Raw genomic sequence first — 15,468 nt, 5'->3', positions numbered from 1 at the left:
CCCCCCTAGCCGGCGATCTTTTCTTCTTTTTTGTCTGCTTTTTTCTCAGTGCGTTTCCATTGCTTCCCTTTGAGCGTCCCGATGATTCCTTTCGGAAAGAACATGACGGCCAATATATAAATGATTCCAAATAAGATGATCCACCTTTCAAAAATCCAATGGACCTTTGCAAGTTCTGTGAGCCCATGGTGGGCAAATTCAATAATCCCGGCCCCGATGATGGCCCCCGCTAATGTTCCGACTCCGCCTATAATCGTCATCAGCAGGGCATCAAGAGTGATATCCATTGAAAATACGCTCGTATTCACGAACCTGAGGGATATGCTGTACAGCATCCCGGCAATCCCCGCTATAACACCTGCTGCAACACTTGCAGCAATTTTGTACTGAATCACATTATAGCCAAGGGACTCTGTCCGCTGTTCATTTTCTCGGATGGCCTGAAGCACCCTTCCGAGCGGGGAATGGATAAAACGCGACAATATCATAAAAACGAGAATCATAGCCGCCAGGCAGATGAAGTAGAAGTCTGTCCGGTCTTTTAATACATCGGGGACCCTGAAGGTAAATCCGTCGTTTCCGTACGTAACGGTTCTCCATTTCTCGGCAAGAACCAGGAAAAGGCCGGCAAATGCCAGGGTAAGCATGGCATAAAAATGGCTTTTCAGCCTTAATGTCAAAAGGCCGACTGCATAACTGAGAACAGCGGTAAGAATAATTGTCAGCAGCACAGCCAATAGGAGGTTCACCATCGTCGGTTCCAGCCTTTTCATCATCACGCCTGCTGTATAGGCGCCGATCCCGAAAAACATGGCATGCCCAAAGGAAACAATCCCTGTATATCCAAGCAGGATATCGTAGCTCATGGCAAAAATGGCAAAAATAAAGATCTGTGTAAACAAGATCAGCATTGTCCTTGATTCATATACAAATGGAAGCAGCATCAATGCCGCTGCTATAAACGTGCAGATCACGGCCTTTTTATTATCAATGGTATGCTTCATACTCCCCGCCCCTTCAATCTGAATAGCCCCTGCGGCCTGAAGATAAGCACAGCAGCCATCAGCAGCATGTTAACGGCCAGGGAAAGGGATGGAACATAATAGGACATGAAAGCACCGGCAAGCCCTACCAGAATGGCAGCAAGAATGGATCCTGAGAAACTGCCCATCCCCCCAATTACAACAACGATGAAAGCAAGGATGGCAAACTCCATCCCCATCTCTGCATGGATGACACCCGAATACGGGCCTAAAAGCACCCCGCCCAATGCAGCCATTCCCGATCCTGCCATGAAAACAATCATAAAGACTCTTTTGATATTAATCCCGAGGGACTGGACCATCTCTTTATCCATGACACCGGCCCGTACAATGAGTCCGATTTTTGTGTTGCGCAGAATATACTGCACCCCGAGGAAAACAAGCAGGCCGACGATGATGATGAATACCCTGTATTTAATGATGATTACGCCGCCAAGCTCCCAGCTGCCGGCCAGGTAGGATGGCGGGGAAGCGGAAAGCTGATTGGGGCCCCAGACAACCTTAAGAAGCTCGGATAATACAAGCATCAGTCCAAGTGTGATCAATATCTGCTGGACATGATTCCCGTACACCGGCTTGATGATCCACCGTTCCGTCAACAAACCCAGTATAAGCCCGGTTACGACTGCCCCGATGATTCCGGCAGCAAAGCTGCCTGACTGGGCAAATATCCATGTCCCGCTATAGGCCCCCCATGCAAACAGTCCGCCATGGGCAAAATTAAGGACATCCATCAGTCCGAATATGAGCGTCAAGCCTGCTGCCAGCAAAAAAATCAGCATGCCGGTCGCAAGCCCGTTTATGGCAAGGTTAATAAGAACCTCCATCTTTTACTCTCCTTTCTAGGCAATGCCCAAATATTTTTTTCTCATAGATTCATCTTCCTTGAGCACTGACATCGGCCCGCCCCCGACCGTTCTTCCATCATCGATAATATAGAAGCGGTCGCCAACTGCGCTCGCCATCATGAAGTTCTGTTCAACAAGGACGATCGTAGTTTTTTCCTTCATTTGCATGATAGAATCCATCACTTTTTCAACTATGATCGGTGCCAGCCCTTTGCTCGGCTCATCGATCAGCATTAAATCATTATCATTCACATAAGCCCTTGCGATGGAAAGCATCTGTTTCTGCCCTCCACTTAAAAGGCCGCCCGGCTTTTTCCAAAAACGCTTCAAGTCCGGGAAAAGGTCCAGCGTCCAATCCAGCTTTTCCAAAGCGGAAGGAGTCTCTTTCCGCATGGCCACCTTCATATTTTCCTCAACCGTCAGCCCTGCAAATATACCCTGGTCCTCCGGCACATAGCCAAGTCCTTTTCTCGCAATCTCATAGGGAGGCAGGCCACCGATTTCTGCCCCTTTCCACTCAATGCTTCCTTTGCTCAGGACATTGTGCCCCATGATAGTTCTGAGGGTGGAAGTCTTCCCTGCGCCGTTGCGGCCCAGAAGCACGGTGACTTCCCCTTTCGCGACTTCCAGCGAGACTCCCTGCAGGATATGGTACTGGCCTATATACGTTTCTACATCTGTCAGCTTAAGCTGAGCCTGCATGCTCAAAACCTCCCAGATATGCAGATTGCACCGTTTCATTTTCCATGATTTCCCGAGGGGTCCCCTTAGCCAGAAGGGAGCCATTGAACAGCACCATGACACTGTCTGATAAATCAAGGATCATATCCATTTTGTGTTCAATCAGAATGATGGTCCTGCCGCTTTCCTGCTTGATTTTCCTGATGACTTCTAGGATGGCCGGAACCTCTTCCAGTGACATCCCTGCTGTCGGCTCATCCAGGAGCAGAACCTCGGTATTCAGGGCGAGGAGCATGGCAATTTCAAGCTTTCTTTTCTCGCCGTGCGCCAGATTGGCGGCGGCTGCATCCTGTTTTTTATCAAGCAATACCAGCTTCAGCCATTCAGACGCTTTTTCTTCAAGCTCTTTGTACCTCTTAAAATGGCGCAGCATCTGATAGCGGATGCCGGCCTGGGACTGGACCGCAAGCCTCACATTTTCCAATACAGTCAGACTAGGAAATACATTGGTAATTTGAAAGCTTCTGCCGATTCCCCTTCTCGTCCTTTCAACAGAAGAAAGCTTTGTAATGTCTTCCCCGCGTAGATGGATCGATCCTCCTGTAGGTGCGAGCTGGCCGCTCAGCAGGTTAAAAAAAGTCGTTTTGCCAGCTCCATTCGGACCGATGATCGATAGAAATTCATTTTCCGGGACAGCAAGCGAGACAGAATCTACTGCTTTATGGCCTCCGAATGCGATTGATAAGTCTTTTGTTTCTATGATTGGACCCATATGCCCACCTCCACTTTTATATTCAGCTGCCCGGGGCATCTCCTAAAGGATGCATGGGCTTTCCCCGGAGCCGCTTTGCAGCAATGGACTCAGGCCTGCTGCCGGAGTCCATTGCCATTACTGCATTTTATAATCCGGTTTTCACTTACTTGTTCAGGACAGGAGGCGCTGTTTCTTCAGGTGACAGTTCCCTCACAAGCACTGGTACAGGGTATGGGACACCATCCTTTTTCTCCAGCTTGATTGCGTACAATGCCTGAAGGGCCTGATGGTCTTCTGCCCTGAATGTCATCTTCCCCTTCGGTGTCTCAAAGCTCATTCCTTCCATTGTCTCAATGAGCGTGTCTGCATCTGTACTGCCCTCGGTTTTCTTCAGTGCTTCCACGATGGAGATGGCTGCGCTCATGCCTCCTGGAGTGAAGAGATCCGGCACATCCCCGTCAAACCGCTTTTTATGCTCCTCTACCAGCCAGCTGTTGATCTCGTTATCCGGAAGATCGTGATAATAGACGGAGAATCCCTCCATTCCGATCAATGGCTCCATTGTCGCAAGCGCAGCAATATCAGGGGCGCCCGTGGAAATTTTGATGCCTTTATCCTGAACCTTCATATCGGCAATCTGATTCCATGGTGAATTGGCCCCTGCCCAGATGACAAACAAATAATCCGGCTTGGAATCTATCACTTTCTGGATGTTTGCAGTAAAGTCGGTTGCAGCAGGATCAGCGTACTCTTCATGGACAATTTCAGCGCCAAGCTTCACAGCTGCATCCCTGAAGGCTGCCACACCGTCGCGCCCGAAAGAATAATCAGGGGCAAGCGTCGCTATTTTTACACCGTCCCCGGCGATGGCTGCAGCACCAGCGACTGCATCCTGAGAGGAGTTGCGCGCGGTCCTGAAGATATAAGGGTTAAACTCTGAGCCTGTGATGCTGTCAGCTACCGCCGGCTCGACGACCATGATTTTCTCATATTCTTCTGCGAGGGGAAGCACAGCCAATGTATCCCCTGAGCTGGAGGATCCGACCAGGAAATCAACTTCATCTTCTTCAAGAAGCTTTGTCGCCTTTTGGACGGCCACTTCCGGCTTTGTTTCAGTATCCTCTACTATGAACTCAATCTTCCTTCCAGCCACTTCATTTTTGCCGTCTGTTGCATATTCCAGGCCCAGCTCAAAGCCGCGCAGGGTCTGTTCCCCATATGACTCAAGCCCGCCTGTCTGCGAGGCCAGCACGCCGATTTTAATCGGATCGCTCTTTTCATCCCCGCTGCCTCCCGATTCTTCAGAACTGCAGGCACTGGAAAAGACCACCATCAGCGACATCAGGCAGCCTAATGCCATTTTCCCTGTATTCTTTTTCATCCTTTCTCCCCCTTGAAATCAAATTGTTTGCTGCAAATCTTCCTGCCTTCATCCTAATCAGCCTCAGTTACAAATCGGTTACAGCTAAGATATTTTTAATTTCTATTGGCGGAAGAAATAGGCCTGTCCACCCTGGAAATTTATTCAAATGGTTTAATACGAAAGAAAAGCGGAAAAGAGATAAGAAATCTATTGCTCTTAATTTCCGTCTGAGAGGAGACGACAGATAATGAAAACAGTTTATGGATTGATGACACAGGATGGAAGCGCAAATGAACTGCTGTGGGATTTAGGCTTCTGGGAAACGGAAGAAGCCGCACAGGAATACTTAAGGACCAATCTCCCGCTCTCAAAAGGCATCTGGGTGGAAGTCATCAACATAAATGATCCTATACCTGAATCTGCAGAAGAGTTTGAAGAAGATAAAATGGTAGCCTGCTCATTCTGTGATATTGAATACAATGCCGCCGATATCCTCATCGCCGACGTCAATGTCCACATCTGTGTATACTGCCAGCCTGCCTATAAGGCGCAGCTTGCGAAATAGAAAAGCGGAAAAGCCTTGCTCAGCCCCGACAAGCTTAAGGCGAGCAGAGCGAAAGGTTGGCTCTTTAACCTTTTGATCTGCTTGACTTAAGACCTCGAGGGGCTAGGCTTTGGAGCTGGACAATAAAAGCGGAAAACACACCGAGTTATATTTTCTAAAGTTAAAAAGGCGCCGGAGCAGAGGCTCCGGCGCAGATAGATGTTAGAACAGCGGCCCAAAATGGGCCGCCGGCATTATACTTCATGAAATTGAATCTTTTCTGCCTGAATTCGGCTGTTACTCTCCCTAAGATTTCAATTATTCTCCCTGGAATTGTGATATTCATTCCCGTTTACATTTTTTTACACAAAATCCCGCTGCGCATGCCCCGCAATATTCCCCGATTCCATGATCATATCATGCATATGGAGCGTAGGCTCCAGAGGCGCCACACCCAGCTCTTCTTCAAGCACCTCACAGCACTTCTGGAACCATCTGATTGCCCGGGGGCGATTGTTTTTGCTGTAATAACAATACATCAGGAGCCTGTATGCTTCCTCCCATGTCCGGTCCTTATCTATAATTCTTTCACACCATTCGATTGCCATATCATAGTCTTCCTTCCGGACGCAAAGCTGTGCGAGCTTTTCAGCTCCCCTCAGAAAGTAGACCTGCAGCCTTTCTTTTTCATTGATGCACCAATCCTCATAGCGCCTCTCAGGCAAATAGTCCCCTGTGTACAATTTCAGGGCCCTTTCAAGTCTGTGGATGCTTTTTCCATGGTCTTTCTCTTCCAGCCCCTCTTTAATCCACTCCTCAAAAAGGATGGAATCCAAATCAATGACAGCCTTCGGATTTATCCCATAAGAGGTGCCTTCCCTGCTGATGAAGAATGGGTTCTTCCTTGGCTTGCGGTTTGGTTCAAGTACGTTATTAAGTGCGTTCAGGGCAACCTTAAAGTCTCTATCCGCACTCACGGCATCCTGCTCCGGCCAAAGCATATCAAAAATATCCTCTTTCCGGATAAGCTGGTGGAGATGGGTGAGAAAAAGCTGGAGAAGCTCTTTGGCTTTGCCCCGCTGCCATCCCCCTTCGTCGATTTCCTTATCGCCAAGCCATACACGGAACTGCCCGAGCGTTTTCACTTTAAGGGTGAATCCCGGGTGGGAATGAAGATTGCCAAGATTCATTTCTTTAAGCAGCCTTGCAGTATAATCAGGCATGATGCCGCTTTTTTCCGCTTCAATCAGAAGGGGCGCAAACATCTGCAAATCCCTTGGGCCGAACAATGTCCTCCTGAACAGAAAGAACTCGTGCTCCCCCCATTGCATCTGGCTGAGGAAAGATTTAAAAGAGTTTTGAAAAACTTCCTGAAGTCCCTGCTGATGAGCAGAATAGGCTTTCCAGAATAAGGCCAGCATACAGCCGTAATCATCCCCGCACTGCTGAAGCATGCTTGAGGCAAGTTCAAAATGCTTATCTGCTTCACCAAAGCGCCTCCCATAAGCAGAGCTGATGCCCATACTGATGAGGATCAGCGAAGACAGCCACATATCTTTCACGCTCTCGGTTTCCTGCAATCCTGCCTTCCCGGCATCCATTGATTTGCCGTAGTCATTCTGTTCACCGTATAAAATGCATAATCCCATTAACGGCTCTGCTTTTCCTCTTTCAATTTCCAGCCGGTCCATTATGTCCAATGCAGTCCTGTAGCATTTTTCCGCAAGTGCAGAATCATATTCCCCCAGCAGCTGTGCCGCATGCCCAAGCCTGATCCAGCCGCAGGCTTCTACGAACGGGGCCTTTGTACTGATTCCCTGCTGGATGCCTTCCTGGGACAGTTTTTTCGCTTCTGCCCCATTGCCTGTAAATGCCTCGATAAGGGCAAGCAGCAGATCAGTCTCCCTGTGGGATTTCGGGAGCGGTTTGCCCTCACCCTTAGTTTTGCGGCCGGCCATCAGGATTCTCCGGCTTTCAGCCAATTTACCCGTCCTTAAATAGAGACGTGCCAGAAGGCTTTTGTCCAGCACCTGATGCCCCATGGATTCTGCCCTCTCCATCCATTTTTCTGCCTTGGCAGCCTGCCCGGCATTTATAAGGTTTTCCGCGAGCAAATGATAAAGCCTTGCCGGCTCGTCCTTCCCTCCGCGGATATCCCCCTCCTTCAGGTGTATCGCCTGGGATAAAATGCGCTCTGCTTTATGAGGCTGAATTGTGTCAAGATAGATCCTCGCCTTCCCTTCAAGAGCACGCGCTTTCCAACTCAGGTCCTGCTTTCGGTCAGCCCCTGATGCTGCCCTGTCATAGGCAAGCTCCGCTTCCTGGTACGAAGATTTGTAGCGCAATACTTCCCCTTCTAGAAACCAGACAGGGAAATATCTGTCCTTTGTATGTCCTGGGATGCCCGCAATCCGGTCTGACAGGCTTCCGAGCTTACCGGTTTCAAGCATCCTTAGCCCCTGGTCGCTTAATATAGACGCCATTTCCTCTGTTGAGCCGATCTTTTCAAAATGCTTAAGGGCGTCGTCCCACTGAAGGCTCCGGACGAAATGGCGTGCACACCTCTCATTTAAAAGACGAAAGCTTTGCGGCTGTCCGGCTTTTAGCTGCTTTTCCAGGAATTCTTTAAACAGGGCATGGTATCTGTATACCTTTTCTCCTATCTTATGGATAAACAGGTTCTTCTCTGTCAGCTGCTGAAGCATTGCTCCTGCCCCTGCGATCCCCAGGACCTCATTGCAAAGTTCTTCTGTCATATCATCAAAAATGCTTGTTTGTTCAAGGAATTGCTGGATAAGCGGCGGCTGTTTGGCAAATACCTCTGTGACCAGGTATTGAAAAAGGTCTGCCAGGGATCCGGACGATGTTCCGAATAAATTAGAAATGCTTTTTTTGTCTGTCAGCTGCTGTCCGAACATGCCGACAGCAATGACCCAGCCTTCTGTAGCATGGCAAATCCTGTCCAAATCCTCCTGCTGCTTAATGGAAATTCCGTATAATTCATTCAAGAGCAGCTCCACTTCATCCCGGGAAAGGACCAGGTCCTCTTTCGTTATTTCAAGGAGCTTGTCTGTGACCCTCATCTTTTTCAGCAGCTTCCATCCCGGCCGGCTTCTGCTTGATATAATAAGGTGAAGGTTCGGCGGAATATGTTCAAGGAGGGTTTCCATCCAGCAATTGATCGTATAGGAGTGCTCAACCTGATGAAAGTCATCAAGGATCAGCAGTAAATTTTCCTCATGGAGAGCAGCTTCATTCAAGAATAAAGAGGCGAGTGAACGGATCTCTTCTTCTTTTACATACCGGTCCAGCTGTTCCAGGATGCTTACGATCTCAGTCCCGAAATCTGGATGCGCTAAACGGATCGATGCCAGAAGGCAGGACAGAAAAGGAATGATATCATCATCCTCTGATGAGATGGAATACCAGCTGCAAGGAAGCTTCTCATCATGGACGAACAGGGCCAATGCCGTACTTTTTCCATATCCGGCACCTGACTCGACGATGCATAGCGGGAATTCAGCAACCGCTTTCATTTTTCCTGAAAGTCTTGCTCTCCTTATATATCTTTCTTTGACTGGCGGCACCATCAGCTTGGTCTTGATGACAGGCATTCTTATCCCCCCTTTCCATTTTTATAATTTTTAGATTATTTTAGCATATTTGCATACAAAAAGGACTTGAATTCTCCAAGTCCTTAGAATTTAATATCCATTTCATCAATTGGCCAGTAGCGCAGATTCACCTTTCCTACCACCTGGTCAGCATCAATGCAGCCGAAATGCCGGCCATCCCAGCTTTCCAGCCTGTTGTCCCCAAGCACGAACAGCTGGCCTTCAGGCACTGTTTCTGTATGGGCCACTTCCTCCAGGGTAAAATCGCCGGTCAGGCGGCCGCCGAGGGTTTCTTTTCTGTATTTTTCAAGGAAAGGCTCCTCTACAAGCTTGCCGTTTATATAAAGATGGTCATCTTTATAGTCGACCCTGTCACCCGGCAGCCCGATGATCCTTTTGACGAAATCCTCTTTTTCATTAGCATGGAAGACTATGACATCAAACCTTTGCAGCTCCCCGATCTGATAGCCGATTTTATTGACAACCAGTTTGTTTCCATCCTGCAGTGTCGGCATCATGGATCCGCCTTCAACAACATAATTCGAAAAGAAAAACATACGGATAAATACAAAAATGATGATTCCGATTGCCAAGGCCTTTATCCACTCAAGACCCTCCCGCTTAACCTCTTCTTTCACGCGGTCCCCCACCTCCATGGTTTATTTGCTGCTGTCTTTATCTGCTCCCATGTTTATCTTTACTTCAATCCTTTTGCCGACGTACCAAAGAATGAAAATAACGGCAAGGACAATCACTGTCCTGATGGGCTGTGTAATCAATGATCTTATATCATAGCCAATGAAGCTCATGGTGAAAATCATGACCATTTTTCCTGTCAGGACTGCAAGCATATACTGAGCAAAGCTAATTTTGGAAAGCCCGGCCACTATATTCACAATGGCCGACGGCGTAAAGGGAAAACAAAGCAGGATGAACAAAGGGCCAAAGCCATGGCGCTCAATCCAGCTCATCAGCTGCTGCACCTTTGCATGTTTTCTCAGAAAGGTTAATATCCTCTTCTGACCGTAAGTGCGGACCAGGTAAAAAACAAGCATGGCCCCTGCACATGCACCCGCCCAGGATATCAGAAAGCCGAGCCACAAGCCAAAGGCATTGGCATTGGCCATGACGAACAGGAACAGCGGCAGGAAAGGCAGGAAAGCTTCAAGCATTGGCAGCAATATTCCAGGCAGCGGCCCAAAAGAACGGTAGCGTTCAATAAGATCCATTATATTTTCCAGTGTCAGCCAATCCTTGAGCAAGTCAAAATCCATTGAAAAATCTCCTTAATAAAAACAATTCGGTATTTATTCTTACCTCTGGCAAGGAGTCTTTACACCACAAATTCCATCCTGTGCCTATTATTTCGACAAAAACTCGTTAATCGCCTGCCGGTTTTGTTCCAGATCGATTCCAAGGACATCCGCCCCTCCTGGAGTAGTTTCATCCCAATAGGAACCTTCCACAGGGACCCTTAATGTCTCAATCTTCCTGCCTTCCTTAGACAGAAGGCTTTTGCCCATATATAAAATGTCTCCGGTATCCATATTTGTATTGATATACGGGGTGACGACACCTACCAGCTTAGGAAGCTTAGGCAATGTCTGGATGCTGGTGAACTGATCGGCAATTTCCGTCATCACCTTCTGCTGCCTCTCCACCCTGCCGAAATCGCCTACAGCATCATGGCGGAAGCGCACATAGCCGAGCAGATGCTCACCGTCCAGCCTTTGAAGCCCGGGCTTCAGCGTTACTCCTATATTATCCGACATCTCCTTTTCAACGTCCACTTCGACACCGTTCGGAAATGCTTCATCGATCAGCTGGACAAATCCCTGAAAATCGACAATTGAATAATACTGGATATCAATATCAAAGTTCTCTTTGATCGTCTGCCTCAATAATTCAGGACCGCCGTACGCAAAGGCAGCATTAATCCTGTTTTTGCCGTGGCCCGGAATGTCCACATACGAATCCCTCATAATGGAAATGATTTTATATGTCCCCTTATCAGGATGATACTGCCCCACCATGATTGTATCGGTCCTCGGTTTTTCTTCCCCGCGTGCATCACTTCCGAGCAGCAGTACGTTCGTGCCTCCGTATTTGTCTGTTTCGCCATTGAATTCATATTTCACTTCTTTGATATTTTTCACTTTATCTTCAGACTGTGCCATACCTTGATTAAACTGGTAGTATGCATACGCAAGTGTGCCGGCAATAATCAAAAGCAGGAATAACACAGCCAGCTTCCATTTGCGCTTCGTTTTTTTCTGCTTTCTTTCGTATCGATCCGATCTCATCACAATTATCCTTCCATTATATAGTCAGGCCCGCAGCGGCTGTTTATTTTCAGTATGCCGGCAGAACCGCAGTATCAAAGCTCCGGTTTATAAAAAAAGATCGCCACTTTATATGACTCTGTCAGAGTACAAAAGGTTTCGCTTGTCCTTCTTGTTTTTTCTGTTTTCTGGCCGATCCGGTATCCTGAAGGACTGGCCTTTCATTTTATTGTACACAAAAAACCGCAAAGACTCACAGCTTTGCGGTTGTTTTTCTGGATTATCCTGCTATTTTTTAGAAAAAGATTACAAATGCTTATCAAACCAGCCTGAGATATAATCGAGGCGGCTGATCCGGAGCGAAGGTTTCCCGCTCCTGGAGAGCTCATGGTTAGATTCAGGGAACCTGACAAAGCTCGTTTCTTTTTTGCGGTGCTTCAGGCTGATGAACAGCTGTTCCGCCTGTTCAATCGGACAGCGGAAATCCTTTTCGCCGTGAAGGATAAGCAGAGGCGTATTCATCTGATCGACATAAGCAAGCGGCGAGTGCTTCCAAAGCTTTTCGATATCATCAAGCCCCGCCTGGATCTGCCAATCTGTGAAATAATAGCCGATGTCGCTCACTCCATAGAAGCTGATCCAGTTTGAGATCGAACGCTGGGTCACGGCTGCCTTGAACCGGCCTGTATGGCCGATGATCCAATTGGTCATAAAGCCGCCATAACTTCCCCCAGTCACCCCGAGCCTGTCCTGGTCGATAAACGAATATTCCTTCAGCACATAATCTACTGCATCCATCAAATCCTCGTAATCCCTGCCCCCATAGTCACCGCGGACGGCGTCCACAAATTTCTGCCCGTACCCATGGCTGCCCCTTGGGTTGATATAAAGAACAGCATAGCCCTTGGCTGCAAGGACCTGGAACTCATGGAAATAAGAATTGGCATACATCGCATGCGGTCCGCCATGGATTTCGAGGACCAGCGGATATTTTTTCCCTTCCTCAAAACCGGCAGGCTTCATCAGCCAGCCATGGAGATCCCATCCGTCAGCTGAAGTAAATTCAATCGGCTCTGCTGCGGAAAGGCCTGTTTTCTCCAGAAACTCTGAGTTGACAGCTGTCAGCTGCTCCAGTTTCCCTGTAGTGATTTCCAGCAGGAACAGGTCACCCGGATGGTCCGGCTTGCTTATAGCCACTACAGCTTTGTCATTATTCCCACCGGTTGACAGACCATAGACATGCTGCCTATCGAGCAGCGCAGGGAACAGCTCTCCTTCAACCGTCCCGTAGTAGACTGCAGTGCTGCCATTATCAGTGGCAAGGAAATAGAAGCTTTGATTATCCTTGGACCAGAGCAGGCCTGGGGAAACGGCTCCCTGCTGGAAGTCGCCGATGGCATAATCCCCGATCAGCAGGTCTGTATCTGCTGTCAGGCAGCGCAATTCTCCCTGTTCCCGGTCATACACCCATGCTTTTGAAAGGGTAGCGTTTTCAAACTCCCTTTCATGTCCGATCAAACCAAGATACCGGCTGTCAGGCGACCAGGTGATATTACCGAAATAGCCTGTACCATTTGTGATTTTCTCCTGTTCTTTTGTTTCAAGATTGACCAGGTAAACATCACTGCCATATGAAAAATCCTTGTCCCCGCTCAGGTCTGCTGTCACAGCCAAATGCTTCCCGTCCGGCGACCAGCTTTGAAGGCTGTAATCATCTTCTCCCTCTGTCACTTGCTCTATAGTACCGGTCTCTGTGTCAGCAATGGCAATATGGGTGTATTTTCCGTTCCAGAAGCCCTGGGCATCGGATTTATATCTCATTTTGTTCACTTCAAGCGGAACAGGCTTTTCTTCTTTTTCCTCCCCGCCTTCCCGCTCATTGACCGATTCTCCCTCCCCAAGGGAAACAGTAAAGGCGATTTTGGAGCCGTCTGGCGACCATACCGGATTGCCAGCCCCGTTCTTGCAGTATGTAAGCTGGCGGGCCTCTCCGCCGGCTGTGGAAAGAATGTGGATTTGATTTTTCCCGCTTCGGTTAGACACAAAGGCCACCTGGCGTCCATCATGCGACCAGCGCGGAGAATGATTGCGCCCTGTGCCAAATGTCCATTGGACAGGAGCACTTTTATCTTCCGTGTTTATGTAATAAAGATTGGAGCTGTATACATCCTTTTCCTCCAGGATAACGGTTTCCGTATAGACACAATCCTTGCCGTTCGGCGCCAGCTGGGGGTCGGCCGCTGATTTTAAATGATGCAGATCTTTTGATGCAATGGTGTTTTTTGCCATGATAATCATCTCCCCTTTATATGTAAAACCATTCTACTTATTTCGACAACAGAAATACTTTTCCTGCCTGACTGGCATTTTTTCAGGAAAAATATTTTTTTCCGCTCCAAATGAGCTCTATGCCCCAATATGAGGAAGACTGTTATAGAGTGATGCTAAATTCGACTTGCATAGAAGGCAGGGATTCAGTAAAATAATAACGAACAAACGTTCTATTTCCGTTCGGAGGAGCAAGCTGATATGACAAGAATTCCAGAGGATGACCGAAATATTATGGAGCAGGCAATCTATCTTCCTATGGTATTGGTTGTGATGAACAGGGACATAGGTGTTATTAATAATAGTCCCTTTAAACTCAAAAAGCCTTACCTGAATTTAATTGAGGATACGATGAAATTCATCCAGACAGAGCTGGCAGGCGTAAAGCGCTATATGAAGGATAACCGCCTCCAGGTCCAGGAGATCAAGCGTGATGAAGCATTTACGATGTTCATGTTCCTTTATAAAGGGTATGAAGAGCACCATAATTATTTTAATCCGAGGATCCGCAACAGGGTGCAGGAGCTGATGGAATATTACTTGTTCAAACGCTGGACGATGCAGGAAGAAAGCCGCCTCCGTCTGAAGAGGCCAGGCCAGCATCTCTAATTTACCGCATAGGCGCATGCCGGAGGTCACTCGAGCTTCCTGTTTCGGTAGCTCCCGACGGGTTCTGAAGCCCTGTTGAGCCTCTGATTATCTGTGAAATAGAACATCTTCCTGCCATGCCCTTCGATCCGCTGATGAAGCTTTGTCCTTAGATGAGCTGTCCGGAGGAGCTGATTTTCAAATGAGCTGGATGATACAGGGAGGATCAGTGTATGCTTGTTTCCGAATACGACCTTGGTATGTGAGGGATCTGTACGATGGTGGGCTGCAATATGCTCATAAGAGATCCAGATGCAGTCGGGGTTGTTCGGGGAAGTTGTCGGAAAAAAATACAGCAGGTTTGTCGGGTCGATGACAATTGGGACTTTATGCGTCACGCCAATGATATCCTTGGTCGCATCCTTCCGTCCCTCATAAGAGGAGCCGAAGTAGCCGCAGCTTTTTTTGACGATATCAAACGGTTTGAACGGGGACAGGAATTCATCTTCCACCTCAAAGATCCGCGAATAAATTTTTTTGCCGTATATCTGCGGCAGGATGATCATCGTAGAAGGATTTATTTCGTACTCCTCCACCAATCTTTTTTTATGCATATCCAAGTGATTCATCTCCTTTGCTCTTCGTTTCATTTCATTATACCATCTTTATTACAGATAATTGCAAATTTTTAGTCAATTACTGCCAAATACACTAACACGGAAGTAATTTTCTAAAAATTTAAATAATTTAGTTGAATTTTCCCCTGCTCCTCCATATAATATTAAAAAGCAGCAGGGGTGATTTTCATGAAAGAGAAGTCATATGCAGAGTCGATGAAAAAGAACACGCTGAACCGCAAACAGCTCAAGGACACGTACGTCTTACACCTCTACATTGAAATGCTCTTGTCGGAAGTGCAGCTGATATCCGAAAAAGAAAAATTGGCCCAGAAAATCGATCAAGCCCTCGATGATCGCAACAAGGCCCTATTCACCAAGCTGTCAGGAGAATACAAAAAACTGAACGAACGATTTGGGAACTAGAAAAGCGGAGGGCGCTTGCTCAGCCCCGACAAGCATAAGACGCTTTGGAATTGAAGGCGTTCTTTGCCTTCGGTTCCAAAGTGGCTTATGACTCGAGGGGCTAGCGCCCGGAGCTGGACAGATAGAAAAACGGAGGCGACTGTTCAGGTGCGACAAGCATAAGACGCTCCAGGATAAAAGGCGTTCTTTGCCTTTAATCCTGGAGTGGCTTATGACTCGAGCACCTAGGAGCCGGAGCTGGACAGTAGAAATGCGGAGGCGACTGTTCAGGTGCGACAAGCATAAGACGCTCCAGGATAAAAGGCGTTCTTTGCCTTTAATCCTGGAGTGGCTTATGACTCGAGCACCTAGGAGCCGGAGCTGGACAGTAGAAATGCGGA

General features: G+C 47.8%; 14 protein-coding genes. 3 read left to right on the top strand and 11 right to left on the bottom strand.

The features are described 5' to 3' along the window. Nucleotides 1–5 precede the first annotated feature (5 nt). The 5 genes from ACQCVH_RS03400 to ACQCVH_RS03380 all read right to left on the bottom strand — a co-directional run bounded on the left by ACQCVH_RS03400 (nt 6) and on the right by ACQCVH_RS03380 (nt 4,707). Entirely contained in the window at nt 6–1,004 is a 999-nt protein-coding gene (locus tag ACQCVH_RS03400; RefSeq protein ID WP_426834455.1) for a branched-chain amino acid ABC transporter permease, read from the bottom strand. Then, on the bottom strand, nt 1,001–1,870 hold the full coding sequence (locus ACQCVH_RS03395) for a branched-chain amino acid ABC transporter permease (protein ID WP_426834454.1): 870 nt from the start codon (nt 1,868–1,870) through the stop codon (nt 1,001–1,003). Before ACQCVH_RS03395 ends, ACQCVH_RS03400 begins: the two co-directional genes overlap by 4 nt. Nucleotides 1,871–1,885: 15 nt before the next feature. Then, nucleotides 1,886–2,593, bottom strand: coding sequence for an ABC transporter ATP-binding protein (locus tag ACQCVH_RS03390; RefSeq protein WP_426834453.1), 708 nt, complete (start codon nt 2,591–2,593; stop codon nt 1,886–1,888). Next, complete coding sequence (locus tag ACQCVH_RS03385) at nt 2,577–3,344, bottom strand: ABC transporter ATP-binding protein (RefSeq protein ID WP_426834452.1); 768 nt, start codon at nt 3,342–3,344, stop codon at nt 2,577–2,579. The genes ACQCVH_RS03390 and ACQCVH_RS03385 overlap by 17 nt, the downstream gene beginning before the upstream one ends. A 145-nt stretch (nt 3,345–3,489) precedes the next feature. Beyond that, a complete protein-coding gene (locus tag ACQCVH_RS03380; protein ID WP_426834451.1) occupies nt 3,490–4,707 on the bottom strand; it encodes a substrate-binding domain-containing protein in 1,218 nt (405 codons plus the stop codon). Between the two features lie 229 nt (nt 4,708–4,936). Here ACQCVH_RS03380 and ACQCVH_RS03375 point away from each other — a divergent pair, with 229 nt between their 5' ends. Further along, on the top strand, nt 4,937–5,254 hold the full coding sequence (locus tag ACQCVH_RS03375) for a hypothetical protein (protein ID WP_426834450.1): 318 nt from the start codon (nt 4,937–4,939) through the stop codon (nt 5,252–5,254). Nucleotides 5,255–5,595: 341 nt separating this feature from the next. On the opposite strand, the gene ACQCVH_RS03370 is transcribed toward ACQCVH_RS03375, so the two are convergent. From ACQCVH_RS03370 to ACQCVH_RS03350, 5 genes are all read right to left on the bottom strand, one after another. Continuing rightward, nucleotides 5,596–8,847 carry a winged helix-turn-helix domain-containing protein gene (locus tag ACQCVH_RS03370; RefSeq protein ID WP_426834449.1) on the bottom strand — a complete coding sequence of 1,084 codons (3,252 nt, stop codon included), beginning with the start codon at nt 8,845–8,847 and terminating at the stop codon, nt 5,596–5,598. An 83-nt stretch (nt 8,848–8,930) separates the two neighbouring features. Continuing rightward, nucleotides 8,931–9,485: a signal peptidase I gene (gene lepB, locus ACQCVH_RS03365; protein ID WP_426834448.1), complete on the bottom strand. Its 555-nt coding sequence runs from the start codon at nt 9,483–9,485 to the stop codon at nt 8,931–8,933. Between the two features lie 21 nt (nt 9,486–9,506). Next, nucleotides 9,507–10,121, bottom strand: coding sequence for a TVP38/TMEM64 family protein (locus ACQCVH_RS03360; RefSeq protein ID WP_148976579.1), 615 nt, complete (start codon nt 10,119–10,121; stop codon nt 9,507–9,509). A gap of 87 nt (nt 10,122–10,208) precedes the next feature. After that, nucleotides 10,209–11,150, bottom strand: coding sequence for an LCP family protein (locus tag ACQCVH_RS03355; RefSeq protein ID WP_426834447.1), 942 nt, complete (start codon nt 11,148–11,150; stop codon nt 10,209–10,211). A gap of 285 nt (nt 11,151–11,435) precedes the next feature. After that, a complete protein-coding gene (locus tag ACQCVH_RS03350) occupies nt 11,436–13,427 on the bottom strand; it encodes a S9 family peptidase (protein WP_426834446.1) in 1,992 nt (663 codons plus the stop codon). Between the two features lie 231 nt (nt 13,428–13,658). Here ACQCVH_RS03350 and ACQCVH_RS03345 point away from each other — a divergent pair, with 231 nt between their 5' ends. Continuing rightward, a complete protein-coding gene (locus ACQCVH_RS03345; RefSeq protein ID WP_426834445.1) occupies nt 13,659–14,066 on the top strand; it encodes a YhjD family protein in 408 nt (135 codons plus the stop codon). Between the two features lie 26 nt (nt 14,067–14,092). Here the strand turns inward: ACQCVH_RS03345 and ACQCVH_RS03340 are convergent, their stop codons facing one another. After that, entirely contained in the window at nt 14,093–14,659 is a 567-nt protein-coding gene (locus ACQCVH_RS03340; RefSeq protein WP_224949987.1) for a competence protein ComK, read from the bottom strand. A 192-nt stretch (nt 14,660–14,851) separates the two neighbouring features. On the opposite strand from ACQCVH_RS03340, the gene ACQCVH_RS03335 reads away from it, so the two are divergent. Continuing rightward, nucleotides 14,852–15,088, top strand: a complete 237-nt coding sequence (locus ACQCVH_RS03335) for an IDEAL domain-containing protein (RefSeq protein WP_426834444.1) — start codon at nt 14,852–14,854, stop codon at nt 15,086–15,088. Nucleotides 15,089–15,468: the final 380 nt, after the last annotated feature.

It is taken from the genome of Bacillus infantis (assembly GCF_050107595.1).
Taxonomy (GTDB): domain Bacteria; phylum Bacillota; class Bacilli; order Bacillales; family Cytobacillaceae; genus Bacillus_AB; species Bacillus_AB infantis_C.
Note: the sequence above shows the minus strand (reverse complement) of the source record. Positions and strands in the feature narration are given on the sequence as shown.